This window comes from Vibrio sp. ES.051, from assembly GCF_002563795.1.
Classification (GTDB): Bacteria; Pseudomonadota; Gammaproteobacteria; order Enterobacterales; family Vibrionaceae; genus Vibrio.
On sequence record NZ_PDJL01000005.1, the window covers coordinates 244,043 to 261,634 of the forward strand.

General features: G+C 45.3%; 16 protein-coding genes. 4 read left to right on the forward strand and 12 right to left on the reverse strand.

Translation table 11 applies throughout. The features are described 5' to 3' along the window. Positions 1 to 15: 15 nt before the first annotated feature. Both ATG66_RS15210 and ATG66_RS15215 read left to right on the forward strand, forming a co-directional pair. Positions 16 to 1,287 carry an outer membrane protein transport protein gene (locus tag ATG66_RS15210; RefSeq protein WP_098416121.1) on the forward strand — a complete coding sequence of 424 codons (1,272 nt, stop codon included), beginning with the start codon at positions 16 to 18 and terminating at the stop codon, positions 1,285 to 1,287. A gap of 309 nt (positions 1,288 to 1,596) precedes the next feature. Then, positions 1,597 to 2,895 (forward strand): outer membrane protein transport protein, encoded by a 1,299-nt coding sequence (locus ATG66_RS15215; RefSeq protein WP_098416122.1) that lies wholly within the window; start codon positions 1,597 to 1,599, stop codon positions 2,893 to 2,895. 78 nt (positions 2,896 to 2,973) lie between these two features. On the opposite strand, the gene ATG66_RS15220 is transcribed toward ATG66_RS15215, so the two are convergent. The 11 genes from ATG66_RS15220 to ATG66_RS15270 form a co-directional block, all read right to left on the reverse strand. Beyond that, positions 2,974 to 3,747, reverse strand: a complete 774-nt coding sequence (locus ATG66_RS15220; protein ID WP_098416123.1) for an MlaA family lipoprotein — start codon at positions 3,745 to 3,747, stop codon at positions 2,974 to 2,976. Positions 3,748 to 3,957: 210 nt separating this feature from the next. Continuing rightward, positions 3,958 to 5,175, reverse strand: a complete 1,218-nt coding sequence (gene ccmI, locus ATG66_RS15225; protein ID WP_098416124.1) for a c-type cytochrome biogenesis protein CcmI — start codon at positions 5,173 to 5,175, stop codon at positions 3,958 to 3,960. Further along, the gene (locus ATG66_RS15230; RefSeq protein ID WP_098416125.1) at positions 5,175 to 5,660 is read right to left on the reverse strand and encodes a cytochrome c-type biogenesis protein; all 486 of its coding nucleotides are present in this window, start codon (positions 5,658 to 5,660) and stop codon (positions 5,175 to 5,177) included. Before ATG66_RS15230 ends, ccmI begins: the two co-directional genes overlap by 1 nt. Next, positions 5,657 to 6,211: a DsbE family thiol:disulfide interchange protein gene (locus ATG66_RS15235; protein WP_098416126.1), complete on the reverse strand. Its 555-nt coding sequence runs from the start codon at positions 6,209 to 6,211 to the stop codon at positions 5,657 to 5,659. Before ATG66_RS15235 ends, ATG66_RS15230 begins: the two co-directional genes overlap by 4 nt. 1 nt (position 6,212) lies before the next feature. After that, positions 6,213 to 8,189: a heme lyase CcmF/NrfE family subunit gene (locus ATG66_RS15240; RefSeq protein WP_098416127.1), complete on the reverse strand. Its 1,977-nt coding sequence runs from the start codon at positions 8,187 to 8,189 to the stop codon at positions 6,213 to 6,215. Beyond that, positions 8,186 to 8,671: a cytochrome c maturation protein CcmE gene (gene ccmE / locus ATG66_RS15245; protein ID WP_098416128.1), complete on the reverse strand. Its 486-nt coding sequence runs from the start codon at positions 8,669 to 8,671 to the stop codon at positions 8,186 to 8,188. The genes ATG66_RS15240 and ccmE overlap by 4 nt, the downstream gene beginning before the upstream one ends. Further along, a complete protein-coding gene (ccmD, locus tag ATG66_RS15250) occupies positions 8,668 to 8,874 on the reverse strand; it encodes a heme exporter protein CcmD (protein ID WP_098416129.1) in 207 nt (68 codons plus the stop codon). Before ccmD ends, ccmE begins: the two co-directional genes overlap by 4 nt. A gap of 6 nt (positions 8,875 to 8,880) precedes the next feature. Next, positions 8,881 to 9,630 carry a heme ABC transporter permease gene (locus tag ATG66_RS15255; protein ID WP_098416130.1) on the reverse strand — a complete coding sequence of 250 codons (750 nt, stop codon included), beginning with the start codon at positions 9,628 to 9,630 and terminating at the stop codon, positions 8,881 to 8,883. 107 nt (positions 9,631 to 9,737) lie between these two features. Then, positions 9,738 to 10,406: a heme exporter protein CcmB gene (ccmB, locus tag ATG66_RS15260; RefSeq protein WP_098416131.1), complete on the reverse strand. Its 669-nt coding sequence runs from the start codon at positions 10,404 to 10,406 to the stop codon at positions 9,738 to 9,740. Between the two features lies 1 nt (position 10,407). Next, positions 10,408 to 11,025: a cytochrome c biogenesis heme-transporting ATPase CcmA gene (gene ccmA, locus ATG66_RS15265; protein WP_098416132.1), complete on the reverse strand. Its 618-nt coding sequence runs from the start codon at positions 11,023 to 11,025 to the stop codon at positions 10,408 to 10,410. Positions 11,026 to 11,253: 228 nt separating this feature from the next. After that, a complete protein-coding gene (locus tag ATG66_RS15270; protein ID WP_098416133.1) occupies positions 11,254 to 12,723 on the reverse strand; it encodes a protein adenylyltransferase SelO in 1,470 nt (489 codons plus the stop codon). A 370-nt stretch (positions 12,724 to 13,093) separates the two neighbouring features. On the opposite strand from ATG66_RS15270, the gene ATG66_RS15275 reads away from it, so the two are divergent. After that, positions 13,094 to 14,701, forward strand: coding sequence for a BCCT family transporter (locus tag ATG66_RS15275; RefSeq protein WP_098416134.1), 1,608 nt, complete (start codon positions 13,094 to 13,096; stop codon positions 14,699 to 14,701). A 122-nt stretch (positions 14,702 to 14,823) separates the two neighbouring features. Here the strand turns inward: ATG66_RS15275 and ATG66_RS15280 are convergent, their stop codons facing one another. After that, entirely contained in the window at positions 14,824 to 16,011 is a 1,188-nt protein-coding gene (locus ATG66_RS15280; protein ID WP_098416135.1) for a DEAD/DEAH box helicase, read from the reverse strand. A 239-nt stretch (positions 16,012 to 16,250) separates the two neighbouring features. Here ATG66_RS15280 and ATG66_RS15285 point away from each other — a divergent pair, with 239 nt between their 5' ends. Further along, positions 16,251 to 17,555, forward strand: a complete 1,305-nt coding sequence (locus ATG66_RS15285) for a hemolysin family protein (RefSeq protein WP_257145756.1) — start codon at positions 16,251 to 16,253, stop codon at positions 17,553 to 17,555. Positions 17,556 to 17,592: the final 37 nt, after the last annotated feature.

The window sequence follows — 17,592 nt, forward strand, 5'->3', positions numbered from 1 at the left end:
AATAAGGAAAAATAAATGACTCAGAACACGCGTCTGTTTAAAAAGACTCTCCTAGCCGTCACGGTAGCTTTTGCCTCAGGTCAATCGATGGCCGCAGGTTTCCAAATCAACGCCCAGTCAGCAACAGGCATCGGCCGTGCATTTGCTGGTGATGCAGTAATCGCAGATAACGCCTCTGTAATGGCTCGTAACCCAGCAGCCATGGCGCTATTTGATAAAATGGAACTGTCGCTTGGTTTTGAAAGCATTACTTCCATGATTGAAGTGAAAGATGTTACATACTCAGGAACCTTTACTGGCCCCCAAAATGTTGCAAATACTGATGACGTCGGTGATACATCAATTGCCCCAAACATCCACCTTATAGTACCCGTGAACGATAAATTCGCATGGGGTGTGAATGCTTACTCCAACTTCGGCACAAAAACTGAGTTTTCTGAAAGTTATGTAGCTGCAGAATACGGCGGAATTACTGACGTAAAAAGCTTCAACTTTGGTCTTGCTGGTTCTTACCGTTTAGATGATCAATGGAGCTTCGGTGCAGGCGTAGACCTGATCTACGGTCAAGGCACTATGAAGCGTATGGCTGGTAAGGGCTTTCCATCAAGTAACGTTGGACCAGTACCAAGTGCAGGTACCCCTCTTATTGATGTCGATAAAGCTGATGGTTGGGCGGTAGGCTTCAATGTTGGTGCTGTATATGAACTCGATGAAAACAACCGCTTTGGTCTTGCATACCGTCACAGCCCAGAAATGGAAGCGAAAGACGATAAAGGCCAAAAGATAGCTTTGCCGCTACCAGATATGGCCGAGTTCTCAGGTTTCCACAAAATCCAAGACACTCCCTTTGCCGTGCACTACAGCCTCCAATACATTGGCTGGGAAACCTTTGATCAAATTGAGTTCTCGAACCTAAAAGGTTCACCTTTAGGTTCAACGTATGACAAACAGTACCAATGGCAAGATGGCTGGCATTACTCAATCGGTGGTACGTATTACCTAAACAACGATTGGACCCTACGTGCGGGCTATATGTACGATACCAGCGCGCAGGATAAGGTAACGTCGATTTCTGTACCGGACTCAGATCGTCAATGGTTCTCATCAGGCTTCACATACCATCTTAATAACAAGTCAAACGTTGACTTTGGCTTTACTTACCTGATGGGTGACGATGTTTTAGTCAATGAAAGAAACCCCGCTTCAGGTGTTGAACTAAGCAATATCCAAGCAACGACACGCGCGGATGCAATTCTATTTGGCTTACAATACAGCCGTAGCTTCTAAGTTCGCAGTAGTGAATGAATAGAAAAAACACTCAACATAAAAGACTGGATTTCCAGTCTTTTTTATTATCTACCATTTACTGTCTGCTTCATTTGAGTGAACACCTGTACTAAAATTGGCAATTATGACGCACAACTGTTCGCTGAAATGCCTTCACAGTGTTTTTACAGTTGGATAAATCCACTAGATAAAATCTCATGGACAGACAATTCAACTAAAAACACTGTTTTATCGGATTTTCATTTTTAAAGTGATCACTCTAAACGTAAACTTTGTCCCCACGTTATAAACAAATCAGCGAACATAAGAATGAAAACCAATAAGACTCTTCTATCTACAGCAGTGGCACTGAGCCTACTTGGCACTACAAGCATGGCTAACGCAGCAGGTTTCCAACTTGCTGAATATTCAGCAACAGGCCTAGGTCGTGCATACGCTGGTGAAGCAGCAATGGCTGACAACGCAAGTGCACAATGGCGTAACCCTGCCATGCTAACTTATTTGGAAGGCACTCAAGTGTCCGTTGGTGCAATCTATGTAAACCCAAACATTGATGTGAAAGGTGATGTCAATTTCAACGGTAGCACTTCTTCTGCATCTTCAGATGATTTCGCCCATGATGCAATCATTCCAAACTTCTACCTATCCCATCAATACAATGACAAATTCGCGATTGGTTTGGCTTTTGGCACCAACTACGGCATGGAAACCGATTTAGGTAAAGGCTTTGGTGCCTCACACTTCGGTAACGAAGCAAGCGTAACCACAATGGAAGCGAACCTAAACGCCGCTTACAAAATTCATGAATCAATCAGCGTTGGTGGTGGTATCCGTTACATCCTCGGCGAAGGCAGCTTTGGTGCGACAACCCCACAAATAAACGCACTAAACCAACCTCAAGGTACTGCTCTAAAATACATGGAAGGTGATGACACCGCTTGGGGCTGGCAAATTGGTACAGCATGGCAGATCAATGACAATAACCGTATCGGTTTCTCATACAAATCCGAAGTTGAACTGAAGCTTGAAGGCCATGCTGAAGGTCTTGGATTTGGCTTTGGTACCGTTTATCCAAATAAGACGCGTGACAACGGCTATATGTACCTAAACCTGCCAGCAACGGCTGAGTTGGCAAGTTTCCACCAAGTAACAGACCAACTGGCGCTACATGCAAGCTTCAACTGGACGGACTGGAGTTCGTTCGAAAAGTTGGAAGCACACCTAGATACCGCTGGCACGCATATGGTTAAAGTAGAAAACTGGGAAGACAACTATCGCTTTGCTGTTGGTGCTACTTACCAACTTGAACCAAAGTTAGCGCTACGTACTGGTATTGCTTATGATACGTCTGCGGTAAGCGATAAAAACCGTACGATCACTATCCCAGAAACTGACCGTACATGGCTAAGCATCGGCGCAACCTATGATTGGAATAAAGATCTGAGCCTAGACGCCGGTTTCACATACATCATCGCGAAAGATGCGCCAATCGTTGAATCTCGTGGCTACTCGTCAGACGACGCTGCAGAAGCAGTCGGCGGTCAATTCGTTGGTGAAACGACAGGTAATGTTTGGCTAATTGGTGTTCAAGCAAACTACCGCTTCTAAGCAAGCAACAAATACAGAAAAGGCTTAGCATTGCTGCTAAGCCTTTTTTATATCTTGCTATTACGTGCACAAACGCGTTTAAAAGTCTTCTAAATATTCATCTAAGTAAGCTTCTTCTTCAACGTTTATTTTTTCAACAGTCTCTCTTTCTGCTTTAAAGTTTTGGCGCTGAATATAAACATCACGCGTTAGAATGTATGCGTCTGGTGAGGAATCTAATTGCGCCTCTTGCGGAACGAGCAATGCACGCTTCTCCATACCTTCAAACGCCCACTTCCCTAAGCTAGCCCAAAAATTCAGATAAGAAAGAGGGAGATACATACCATCGACGGTATCAGTCACCTCACGCAAAGAGTAAGGACCATAACCTGGCAGCATAAAAAATGGGCCATTGCCGACCCCATAGTGGCCGACGGCATCACCAAATGCTTTTTCATCGTACTTTGTAATTCCCGCTGCCGTTGCGATATCAAGCAAACCGAAAATACCAAACGTCGAGTTAATCCAAAATCGATTAAAATGATCCACCGCCTTAGTACCGTTTCCCATGATTAAATTATTCACCATGCTAGATGGCTCATCTAGGTTGGATAAAAAATTGGCGATACCAGTACGGATTGGTACTGGCGTATAGTTCACATACGCCAGTGATACTGGGCGTACTAAGTACGGATCTAAATAATCGTAGTTGATATCCCACATCGTGCGGTTAAAGCCTTCCAACGGATCATACACATCAGAAGTCGCTTGATTTGTTTCTTCTCCGCTTGCTGCTTCATCCGGAGCAGTTGAACAGCCAACCAGTCCAACGGCTAACAGTAACAAGAAGATGGATTTACCTTTGTTATACATTTTCTTTTCCATAACGACTATTAATGTACCTAAGTTACCCAGTTAACTGTGTACGTATGTTAAGCAATGCACTTATAAAGATGGCTTAGGTATGGGAATAAATAAAGGCCAGCTAATGCTGGCCTTGGTCATTCTACTCGAACGCTTAAAATCATACCACTGAAGGCGATTGATTCTAACCCGAGGTTATGATTCAGAGGCAAGGGTTAATTATTGATATTGTTGGTCAATACTCACCTCAACAGGTTGACCAAATTCAACAACCTCGCTTTCCCCGTGCCAATCTTGATCACGCGTTGCTACGTTACCATCTGAATCGATTCGTACACGTACAATGAGCTTTTCTAGTGATGATAGCTTTTGACCCTGCATCATGGCATTGCCATCGTCCAGTACTACCGTACGAGGAAAGGTGCCGAGTGGATAACGAGCCGCAGCAATAGGCATTGGCGAACCATCCGCTTGATGAACAGACACAATCAACACTGCATTGGGGTCAAGTTGTGCGTTTGGCGCTACATTGATGGTCACTGAAACGCTCTTGCCTGGGGCAACCGCTTGGCCCATTTGCTTGCGAGCACTCTCAATACTGCGAGACAGCATTTCATAACGGCTATCTTCAGGGCCAATCATTTGTTGCATGATGCCCCAATATTTAACCGCCGCTGGGAAATCTTGACGCTCAAACGCATCAAAGGCCAACAACGAAAAGACTCTTAGGTCAACATAATCCTGTTGCATTAGTTTCCCCAGTAACGAGCGTGCTGTTGCTTGTTCCATTTCCTCTTGAGACAACATCAAAGCTTGTGCGTAACCCAACATGACATCAGGATCTGTTGGCTGTAGACGATATGACTTTTCCATCGCGTCGATAGCCGTCGTCACATCACGATTTGCCAACGCTATACGACCCAGTAGCAACCATCCCGTTGAGTCTTCCGGTTGGTAATGCAGACGAGTACGCAGCGCCAACGTCAGATCTTGCATTTCTTCATCGCTTAATGGTTCAGAGGATGCTGACATCAACTTTTTCGACAGTTCAGGCAGGCTTGCGGATACGCCTTGCCATTTTACAATATCGTCCGACGCACCAAACTTATAATACAGTCCGTAGCTCAACACGACCGTGAGAACCACTGAAGGCACTAATACCGCAATAGGAGAAATTTTTGTTTCCTTACTCTCTTGATCTCCTGGAATATCATCCAACAGAGATTGTTTGAGATCAGAAATCAAATCTTCTTGGCTCTCGACCAAGCCTTCTTCCGTCTCTTCTTGAAGCTCAGACAAACGGTCTTTATAAAACGCTTTATTAAGCTCATCGCGCAACATCTCATCGTTGTTCGCTTTCTGTTTTATTAGTGGTAATGCCACTAATGCACAAGCTATTAGCGTTAGAACAACGGTGGAAATCCAAAATAGTGTCATTACTTCTTATCTCCGTCGTTCTCTTCTTTAAGCAGTGCTTTTAAACGCGCTTCTTTTTGCTCGTCCCATTGCTCGCTACTGCTCGTAACGGCTTTAACTTTAGACTTGCGACTGCGCAGTACAATCAAACCAAAACCGCCCAATACAACAGCCAGCGGGCCAAGCCACAAAATTGCCGTCGCGACGGTAAAGGGTGGGTTATAAGTCACGAAGTTACCATAACGCGCAATCATATAATCAACGATCTCTTCTTTAGACTTACCGTCTTTGGTCATTTCATAGACTTTATGACGTAAATCTTGCGCTAATTCAGCGTTGGAGTCCGAGATCGTGTTATTTTGACATTTAGGGCAGCGCAGCGTGTGACTTAACTCTTTGAATTGCTGCTCTTGTTCTAGGTTCTCGAACTCATACACTTCAATTGCCGCGTGAGCCGCAAGTGATAACGTCATTGCCGCGAGAACGGCAAGGATCAATTTTTTCATTGCTTCGCCTCCTCAACCAATTGGTTGTAAAGCGGTGCTAGCGTGTCCTGCCAATTACGCGAGTTTACGTCTCCCACATGGCGGTATCGGATAACGCCATTTGCATCGATAATAAAAGTCTCTGGCGCGCCATAAACTCCAAGGTCAAGACCTAACATACCGCTACCATCAAACAAACTTATCAAGTACGGATTGCCTAAATCGTTTAGCCAACCAATAGCCTTGTTGCGATCATCTTTATAGTTCATACCGATGATCTTTACGCCTTCACTCGCCAGTTCATTTAGATACTTATGTTCAGCGTAACAAGTTGGGCACCAAGTCGCCCAAACGTTTAAAAGCAAAGGCTCACCTTTAAAGATCGATTGATCGTATTGCTTACCAGGCTCCGCCAAATCTTCTAAGTGAAACTCCGGAACCGGTTTCCCAACCAATACTGATTCCAGCTTCGTTGGATCATCGCCGCCTTGGTTACGTACCAACTGGGTGGCGAAGATAGCCGCTAAAACCATGAAAGCGATCAGCGGGATAAACAAGATTTTCTTATTCATATTACGCCTCCTGCTCTTTTGACTTTGCGTTTTTCTTTGAGGATTTACGGAAGCGGTAGCGCTTATCTGAAATCGCTAATACTCCGCCTAGAGCCATAATTAAAGAACCAGCCCAGATCCAACGAACAAACGGTTTGTAGTAAATACGTACTGCCCAAGAACGGTTGTCATCCAAGCGCTCCCCCATGGCAATGTAAAGGTCACGGCTAATACCTCGATCAATGGCAGCCTCTGTCATCATAGAATTGGCCGTGCGGTAAAAACGCTTCTCAGCATGAAGTGTGTTGACGTAGTTGCCATTGTGTGTCACTTCAAAATCCGCGATGTACCCATCATAATTAGGGCCATCTTTATCACGCAGACCAGAGAAATAGAAATCGTAACCTTGGATCTGGAACTTCTCCCCCGGCGCTAAACGAACATCACGCTCGATGCTGTAGTTCTGCACCATAGCGATACCAATCACCGTGACAGCAAGGCCGATGTGACCCAACATCATGGCCCAGTGGCTGCGTTGCAATTTACCAACACCTTCAATAAAACGGTGACGGTGTGTCGCACGCTCGTATAATTCGAAGCCATGCATTGAAATGATCCAGATTGACATTACCCAACCGATGTAAGCCATCGTTGAGAAGAAGTCTGCAAATAGGAATATACAAATCGCTGCCAGCGTGAAAGAAAGCACGCCAGAAACGAGCATTGGCTTAACGAGTTTTGACAGGTTATCACGCTTCCAACGTATTAGAGGGCCGATCCCAAGTAGAAATGCAAATGGTATCATTAACCACGCAAACAGCATGTCGAAGAATGGCGCACCAATAGAGACTGATCCTAAGCCCAATTGCTTATGAACCAATGGTAGTAACGTCCCGACCAAGACAACCACAAGCGCAGCAATCAAGAGCACGTTGTTTCCTAGTAGCGCGTTCTCACGCGACACTAAATTGAAGCTGCCTCGCACTCGCACCGATGCACCTTTCAGCGCAAATAGCAGCAGAGAACCACCGATGACAAAGACCAAGAAACCTAGGATAAACATACCGCGTGATGGGTCTGACGCGAATGCGTGTACCGAGATCAAGATGCCGGAACGAACTAAGAAAGTACCTAACAGACTCAATGAGAACGCAGAGATGGCCAGCAGTACCGTCCATGCTTTAAATGTACCGCGCTTCTCAGTGACCGCTAGTGAGTGCATTAGCGCCGTACCAGCTAGCCATGGCATGAACGATGCGTTTTCAACGGGATCCCAGAACCACCAGCCGCCCCAGCCAAGCTCATAATAAGCCCACCAAGAACCGAGTGCGATACCTACCGTTAAAAAGACCCAAGCCGCGGTTGTCCATGGGCGAGACCAGCGCGCCCACGCCGTATCAAGGCGACCCGTCATTAAAGATGCAATCGCGAATGAGAAGGCGACCGAGAAACCTACATACCCCATGTAGAGCATTGGAGGGTGTACGATCAACCCCGGATCTTGCAGAAGCGGGTTCAAGTCTCGACCATCGACCGGGAAGAATGGCAAAGTACGCAAAAATGGATTAGACGTGATAATAATGAACAGTAGGAAACCCACCGAGATCATCCCCATCACCGCCAACACTCGCGCGACAGATTCTTGCGGCATCCCGCGACTGAAAGTGGCAACAGCAACGGTCCATGCGGCTTGGATCAACACCCAAAGTAATAATGAGCCTTCGTGGGCGCCCCATACTGCGGTTAAACGATAGTACCAAGGAAGTTGGCTATTTGAGTTACCCGCAACGTATTGCAGCGTAAAATCATTGGTATAAAACGCCCAACATAAAATCACAAAAGAAAACAACAGCAAGATGAACATGGACCATGAAAGCGGTCGTGCCGTGTTCATGAGCATGGTGTTGTTGTTCGATGCTCCCCACAATGGTAATACGCTTAGCAATACTGCCATTGCTAGCGAGAGGATGAGAGCAAAGTGACCGATTTCAGCAATCATTGGCCGCTTCCTTTTGTCTGTTCTGTACTGTATTGCAATGGTTGATGCGTTTTCTGCATCGCTTCAGCAATTTCTGGCGGCATGTATTCTTCATCGTGCTTTGCAAGGACTTCAAAGGCTTCAACTGTCGTCGCGTCTTTTAAAACACCTTGAGCCACAATACCTTGCCCTTCACGGAACAAGTCCGGAAGAATACCATCATAAGTAATCGTGACTTTTGGGCCGACATCGTGCAGGTCAAAGTTCACTTTTAAAGAGTTAGGATCACGACGCACTGAGCCTTCAACCACCATGCCACCAATCCGTAGACGTTGGCCAACTTCTGGCTTAGTGCCATCAGGTTTCCCATTAACCAATTCTGTTGGGGTATAGAACAGGTCCATGTTTTGGTTAAGCGCATAAAGTATTAAACCAATGGTGGTACTAATACCGATAAAGATAGCTAGGATAATGCCGAGCCTCTTTTTACGTCTCGGGGTCATAAGGTGTTCTCCATATTCTTCGCAGCGTCAATACGCGCTTGACGGTCAATTTTTGCTTTCACTTCTTTTAGTAATGCATCACCGCGGCGAAGGCTAGTGATCAGAAGAATCAGCATGGATAAGAAAGTAATACCAAACGCACTCCATACGTATGATGCGTAGCCACCCATGGCCAAAAAGTCGCTCAGAGATTCAAAATGCATAATCAATTACCTCACTGAGTTTTTTTCAGTAGCGAGTTGACGAACCCATGGACGGTGACTTTCCTTACTGATGATTTCATTACGAAAACGCACCATCGTCACAGCGCCAAAAAAGAACGCAAAACCAAAGATATTCAACAACAACGGCCAAAGCATATCGGATGAAATAGAAGGCTGTTCAAATTTCGTAATCGTCGCACCTTGATGAAGTGTGTTCCACCATTCAACAGAGAAATGGATAATCGGTAAATTCACAACGCCCACGATGGCCAAAATACCCGCCGCTTTCGCTGCTGTTTTTTGTTCATCAAATGCGTGATAAAGCGCGATAACACCCAAGTAAAGAAACAGAAGAATGAGTTCAGAAGTCAGGCGAGCATCCCATACCCACCAAGTGCCCCACATTGGCTTACCCCAAACGGCCCCTGTCAATAACGCGATAAAGGTGAAAACCGCACCAATCGGTGCCATCGCAAGCGCCGCCATGTCTGATAGACGCACCTGCCATACCAAACCAATAAACGCCGCAATCGCCATCGACATGTACGCCCCCATGGACCAGATAGCAGACGGGACATGGATATAAATGATTCGGAAACTATCTCCTTGTTGATAATCTGAAGGCGCAAATGCGAGCCCCCAAACCGTACCAACCGATAAGCATACGAGGGCCGATACAGCAAACCAAGGCAGAAGCTTACCGCTCAAAAGATAAGCGGCTTCTGGCTTGGCATAAGGATGTAGCCATTTCCACATGTTAGTTCTCACTCTTACTTCAGGGACACTGCTAAAAGGTTGAGACCGTAGCAGTGCTTTAATAATGATTCTTTGATCGAGCGTCGGTTCGTCGATACTTTATTGAGTTAGTTAACACTAACTCGCAGTGCTGCACTAATGGCAAAAGGCGTTAACGTCATCGCTCCCATCAACATCGCCCCCAAAATCGCTAATTGACCGTTATACGTCATACCGAGCGCGGCGGCATCAATTGCCGATGTCGCGAAAATCAGAATTGGGATGTAGAGCGGAAGAATAAGCAAACTCAAAAGCACACCACCCTTTTGTAGACCCACCGTTAGTGCAACACCAATGGCACCAATAAAACTCAGCGTTGGCGTACCCACCACTAATGTCAGTACAATAGACAACCAAGTACTGAAATCAAGAGAAAGTAAAACCGCCAGTAACGGGCTAATTAAGATAAGCGGCAGCCCAGTTAACAGCCAATGTGCGATGACCTTAGACATCACCACAAGTTGCAAAGGAATCGGCATCAGCATCATTTGTTCCAATGCACCGTCTTGAAAGTCATCACGGAACAAACGCTCTAATGATAATAAGGCAGATAGCAATGCGGCAACCCAAACAATGCCCGCTGCAATACGTGCTAACAAATTTGGTTCAGGTCCAATACTTAGTGGAAACAGTGTAATAACAATAATAAAGAACCAAAGCGGGTTCAGAATATCGGCTTGACGACGAAACGCGATCAAAAGTTCGCGACGGATAATAGTGGTCATGGACGAAATCATATCAATCACCCAGCTTTATTTTTCTAAGTGTCGAGTGGTCTGCAAACATATCTTGGTGCGTGGTCAAAATCACAATCCCACCATTTTCTGCATGGCTGGCAAACAACGCTTCAAGCACTTTGACACCTTGCTTATCAATGGCAGTAAGAGGCTCATCCAAAATCCATAAAATCTGTTTACTGAGCCATAGCCTAGCAAGGGCGACTCTTCGCTGTTGTCCCGCAGAAAGCTGTGCTACAGGCACATCTTCTCGGCCAGCTAAGCCTACTTGGGTCAAAGCAGTAAAGATTTCTTCATCAGAAGAACGGTTATTTTGGATCGATTGGTAAAAACGTAAGTTTTCGAGCGCAGTAAGTTCTCGTTTTACCCCAGTTTGGTGCCCTAGAAAAAGCAAATCTTGATGAAAAATATCACGGGACTTTTCAACCTCAACGCCCTTCCATTTGATAATGCCTTCTTCTCTATCGCCTAACCCTGTTACGATACGCAGCAACGTGGTTTTACCTGTACCATTACGTCCTTCAATCTGGACTAACTCACTCGGCTTAATTTCAAATTGCAAATTTTCAAACAGAACCCTTTCGTCACGGATCGCTGTCAGGTTAGACACTTCTAACATAGAGATTCAACTAAATAATGAACGAAACGCTATGTTAACACAGCTTAGTTATGACAAAACAGGATAAGAGCGTTGGGATGTCTGTAAGTTCATGTATTTTTGTTAATTAACAGTCACACTTTAATAAATTTAACCATAAGTAGTTATAAGCTTTCATTTTGGTTTTAAACAATCACCCCAAGGAATAAACAGACAGAGAGAAGCACTTCATGGGTGAAAAGTGCCCCATTATGAGGAACAGCTGATTTCCATCTTTTTGCCCCACTCAGGTGGCAACTTGGCGTAATCATTAAAATTAGGTTGCTCATCAAACGGAGACTTTAATAGTTCAGCTAAGCGTTGCACTTCGCTAAAATCGCCCTGCTCTGCTTTATCAATGGCTAACTGGGCCAAATAGTTACGCAAAATATACTTTGGGTTTACTTTACGCATCTGCTCACAACGTTGCTCTGCAGAAATTGCATCGCCACTCTCAGCGACTTCTAACTCACAGCGCGCCAAATACAAATCGAGCCAAGCACGAGCGACGTCTCGATCAATGAATAGGTCTATAACCACTTGGCAGGATTGCCAATCAAGGTTGGATAATTCTCTAAAGAAACGGGTGTAATCCGTTTTATTTTGATGAAGAAGCTCAAACATCGCTTCAAACAAGCGTCCGTCTTCCGCCACTTTGGTATTCAAGCCAAGCTTATTGCGCATTAACTGACTAAATTGCTGACTTAAACGTACTTCAAACTGACCTAATGCGGCTTCTAAGTCTTCACGTTCCACCAATGGCGACAAAGCATGCGCCAATGCTGAGAGATTCCATAGTGCGATTCTCGGTTGCTGATCAAACGCATAACGACCTTGATAGTCCGAGTGATTACAAATGTACCCCGGCTCATAATCATCCAGAAACCCAAATGGCCCGTAATCGAAAGTTTGTCCAAGTATCGACATATTGTCGGTATTCATAACCCCGTGAGCAAAGCCATAAGCCTGCCAATAGGCAATCATCTCCGCTGTTTGGCTGACTATCGCTTCAAACATGGCGGCATAAGGTTTTTCTGCTAAGGCACTATCAGGAAAGTGCCATTCGATCACCTTGTCAGCTAAAAGCTTGTGTTCCATTAATTGATTGGTATAAAAGAAATGTTCAAAATGACCAAAGCGAATATGAGTCTCGGCCATTCGAATGAGTAATGCGCCAAATTCGGTTTTTTCACGATATACCGGAGTATCACTCACCATCATCCCAAGCGCTCTGGTCGTTGGGATACCCAAGCCGGCCATGGCTTCACTGCCCAGATATTCACGAATTGTTGAACGCAGTACGGCTCTGCCATCCCCCATTCTCGAATATGGCGTTAAACCGGCGCCCTTTAAATGTATATCGAACCAAGTTCCCTGTTGGTGTTGAATTTCAGCCAACAGTAGCCCACGTCCATCGCCTAAATCTGGGTTGTAAACGCCAAACTGATGCCCTGCGTATTTCATCGCCAGTGGACAAAAGCCATTAAAGTCACATTGGCCAGAAAAAACCTGCAATAACTCGTCATTGTGAACCTTGGGCAAGCCAAACTGCTCGGCAAACTCACTATTCCATGCCACCCAACGTGTATTCGTTAACGATTGGGGCGCAACTCGCGTAAAGAATGGGGATGGTAGGTCGCTGAATCGATGGGTAAAATTGACCCGTTGCCAAATGGACATATTGGGTTCCTTGTATCAAAGACGTTCTATCCTGAGTATACGTCTGAATCCGCCTCCAGTTCAGCCATAAATTGTGCATGGTTATTCGCGTATGACATGATTTTACTTTACAAGACTGCACCATGAATAGCGCCTTATTAACGTTTCTTGACGCCAGTTTTGTGAAACTTTTTAGCGGTGATTCACGCTTCTCTATTGAGCGGTTTATACCGCCTGATAACTTGAGAATATACTTCGTCCTCATTGTATTTGACATGCATAAATAGCAATGCAAATGACCAAAAACTCATTAAATTAGCCATTTAATCTGACCTTTGCTATAGTTCGCGCCGACAAAATAGTTTGTACTCTAATTAGTTTGAGAGGGATGATGTCTACAAATAAGGATAAATACAGTATTGAAAATACTGATTATACGGTCGGGCAAGACAATGTGCAGAAGTGGGGTTTTGACGTTCACAACCCTGTTTTTGGTGCTAGCGCGGGTCTGATGATTCTTTTTATAGTTGCACTTTTAATGGTCGACCCAGCAACGGCAAAAGCAGCACTTGACGGTATCAAATGGCAGATCATCGGCTCATTTGATGCACTCTTCATGTGGGCGGGAAATATCTTTCTGCTCTTCTGCATTGGGCTTATTTTTTCGCCTTTTGGTAAGATCCGAATCGGCGGTGAACAAGCTCGCCCAGAACACTCCAACCTGTCGTGGGTATCGATGCTATTCGCTGCAGGGATGGGCATAGGGCTGATGTTCTGGGGGGTAGCAGAGCCTGTCGCGTACTTTACCGGTTGGTATGAAACACCGCTGGGTGTGGAACCCTTCACCGAACAAGCGAAACAGTTAGCACTTGGCGCCACCATGTTCCATTGGGGTTTGCACCCATGGGCCATTTACGCTGTTGTCGCACTTTCTATGGCGTTTTTTGCTTTTAATAAAGGCCTGCCCCTGTCTATGCGTTCCGCATTCTATCCTCTTCTTGGCGATCGGACATGGGGTAAATTTGGTCATGCTATCGATGTAATGGCAGTCATTGCCACCCTATTTGGCTTGGCTACGTCTCTTGGCCTTGGGGCTCAACAGGCGGCAAGTGGTATTGGGCATGTGCTGGGCATCGAAACGGGTATTGGAATGCAGCTGGCCGTGATCACGTTTGTCACGATCCTGGCGGTAGTCTCTGTTATCCGAGGGATTAATGGCGGAGTCAAAGTACTGAGTAACTTAAACTTAGTGGTCGCATTTGCGTTGCTTGTCTTTGTCATTGTCGCTGGATTAGCCATTACGCTAAGTACGATACCTACCACGCTAATGGGCTACATTGAAAACATTATTCCATTAAGCAATCCACATGGACGTGAAGATGAAGCTTGGATGCACGGTTGGACTGTCTTCTACTGGGCATGGTGGATTTCTTGGTCACCATGTGTCGGTATGTTTATCGCTCGCGTATCGAAGGGAAGAACTGTTCGCGAATTCTTAACCGCGGTCATTCTCATACCAACGATAATTACAGTAGTTTGGATGTCAGCCTTTGGCGGTCTCGCTATTGAGCAAGTAGTGAACCAAGTCGGCGAGCTGGGTACTAACGGCCTCACTGATATTACACTTTCGCTATTTTATGCTTATGAAGCAATGCCAATGAGTACCGTACTCTCTGTTATTTCAATCGTGTTGATCATGGTTTTCTTTATCACGTCTTCTGATTCGGCTTCACTCGTTATAGATAGCATCACTGCCGGTGGTAAAGTCGACGCCCCTGTCCCACAACGCATCTTTTGGGCTTCAATAGAAGGCGCAATTGCTGCGGTATTACTTTGGGTTGGTGGTACGGAAGCCGTACAAGCGTTACAAGCCGGCACCATTTCGACAGGTCTGCCGTTCACCATCATTCTTCTGGTGATGTGTGTCAGCTTGGTCATGGGGATGCGAACTGAACCTCAATTCGTTCAGCAGCGTTTGGCTAAAGTGAAAACGAATTAAACGCTCGTCTTGCTGAAATAAACCAAAAAAGAAGCCGCATTTATTGCGGCTTCTTTTTTGAACGACTATTTATCACAACTGCGTATTGTTCACGGTACTATTCAACGCGGTCGCCTCTCATCCTATGGCTTGCGTTTATTTTTAGGCATGTAATTTAGAATGGAAATGGGAACGGGCTTTCTTGGGGCAAAACCTTCGATTTCAACACGTTCTAATAAGTGCCCTAAGCGACTTTCGATCATGCAAAGGTTTTTAAAGTCATCTTTCGATACCAAAGAAATCGCTTCACCTTGTGCACCAGCGCGACCAGTACGACCAATACGGTGTACATACTCATCGGCAGGAAATGGCAAATCATAGTTAATTACGACCGGCAGATTATCAATGTCGATACCACGCGCCGCAACACCCGTGGCGACTAAATATTGGATCTCACCCGCTTTAAACTTCTCAATCAGTTCCTGGCGAACACGCTGGTTTCTGCCGCTATGAAAGGCCTCCGCGACAATGCCGCGTTTTTCAAGCTGGCTGACTAACTTCGCTGCACCGTGTTTCGTTTCAATAAACACCAGCACTTGTGACCAGTCATTCTCTTTCAACATGTGACTGAGTAACGAAGACTTCAGGTCTTTATCAACCGTCGTGATCCACTGTTTAATGTTTGATTTCGATGCACTGTGTTTCGCAATCGTGATCTCTTCAGGGTCCACAATCGCGTTCTTCGCCAAATCACGGACAGGGTTTGATAACGTTGCCGAGAACAACAAGCTTTGTACATCCTCAGGCATGCAGTCCACAATTTTATCGATCGCATCGATAAAGCCCATATCCAACATTTTGTCTGCTTCATCCAGCACTAGCATTTCCACTTCATCAAAGTGAATCGCGCGCTGGCCGTACAGATCAATCAAGCGTCCCGGCGTGCTTACCACAATATCAACGCCATCAATCAGTGCTTGTTTTTGCGGCGCATAGTCTACGCCACCAAACATCGCCATTGAGCGCAGTGATAGCTTTTTGCCGTATGCTTCAATACTTTGGTGAACCTGAAGTGCCAGTTCACGTGTTGGTGTCAAGATGATTGCACGCGCACGTTTTTTGCGTTGTGCTTCCCCTTGGCTAAGCTTTTCTAAGATTGGCAGAACAAAACCAGCCGTTTTACCTGTCCCTGTTTGTGCTGCAGCAATTAAATTGCTACCACGTAATACAATTGGAATGGCTTTTTGTTGGATAGAAGTCGGTTTTTCATAGCCTAGCGCCTTTACTGCATCAATAATGGGCGCGCTTAAACCAAGCTTAGAAAATGGCATAGAAAGGTCTCAACTGAGGAAATGGGCGCGTAGTGTATCAGAATCCGAATTAAGTAACAGAAGGATTCACTCGCGAAGGCTATTTGAATATAACCCAATAACCGTAAGACGCGTGCTTCCGTGACAATGCTCTTAAGCTGCCTCTTAACGTCATTTGGGTATACGGTTTATTTGCAACGTCACATTTCTTGCAGGTGAATCTCGCTATGCTGCTAATGTGCACATTACTGGAAGGCTTTATGGACATTTTATTGCTAGTTGGATTAATCGCACTCAATGGCGCCTTTGCAATGTCAGAAATCGCTTTGGTTGCAGCGAAAAGTGGACGCTTGAAGTTAATGGCAGAACACAATACCGCTGCCGCCTTAGCCCTCGAGCTCAAAAATAATCCCACTCAGTTTCTTTCAACCATTCAAATCGGCATCACTGTTATTGGATTATTAAGCGGCATTTTTGGCGAAGCGGCACTTTCCGTGCCCTTCGAGAACTGGTTAGTAACTCAAGGCTTAGAAAGAGAAATCGCCACGGTGTTATCAACGACGAGCGTGGTATTGCTGATCACCTATTTTGCTATTGTCGTCGGCGAATTGGTGCCCAAGCGTTTCGCCCAAAATAATGCTGAGAACATCGCTACTATTGTGGCTTTCCCGATTCATTGGTTAGCCAAACTCACCACTCCTTTTGTTTTCCTATTAACCTTTTCGACAGATACCTTCCTCAAGTTATTCCGCCAAAACGACAACAACGGAGAAATCGTCACGGAAGATGATATTTTTGCAATCGTTAGCGAGGGTTCTGTCTCTGGAGCCATTGAACCACAAGAACAGTTGATGATTCGTAACTTATTGCACCTCAACGATCGTTTAGCTCTATCGTTGATGACACCACGTTGTGATATTCACTATCTAGACGCAAACCTGCCCATTGATGCCATTCTCATCCACCTTCGCCAAACTCAGCATTCGGTATGGCCTGTCTGTAAAGGCGGTTTAGACAACATCATTGGCACCATCTCTTCCAAAGTATTGCTGGATGAATACGAGAATCTCTCTATCGGGACACTCGCCAAGCAACTTAAACGCCCCCGTTTTGTTCCTGAATCAATGAAAGGACTGCCCCTGCTTAACTATATGCAGCAAACCAGTGCCGAAATGGTATTCATTGTGGATGAGTATGGCGATGTACAAGGTTTAGTTACTCTTTATGATTTGTTGAAGTCCATTGCAGGCGAATTAGGCATGGCACCACAGCAAGTATGGGCAAAGCAACAGAAAGATGGCAGTTGGTTAATGGATGCTTTGATCCCACTCAATGAGCTCAAGCATAAACTTGAACTTGGCAGTATTGAAGGCGAAGAACGCGAAGGCTTTCAAACTCTGAATGGTCTTTTGACCTGCCTTGCGGGCCGAGTACCAAACGCTGGTGAGCATATTGTGTACCAAGGCTGGCGGTTTGAAATACTCCATATAAAAAAACATCGCATCATGCAAGTCAGAGTACGAAAAGAGCTTGAAGATCCAACTAATAGTAAAGATATAGAATAAACACTTGTCCTATCTCGTCACGTTAGGTGGTCAGCTT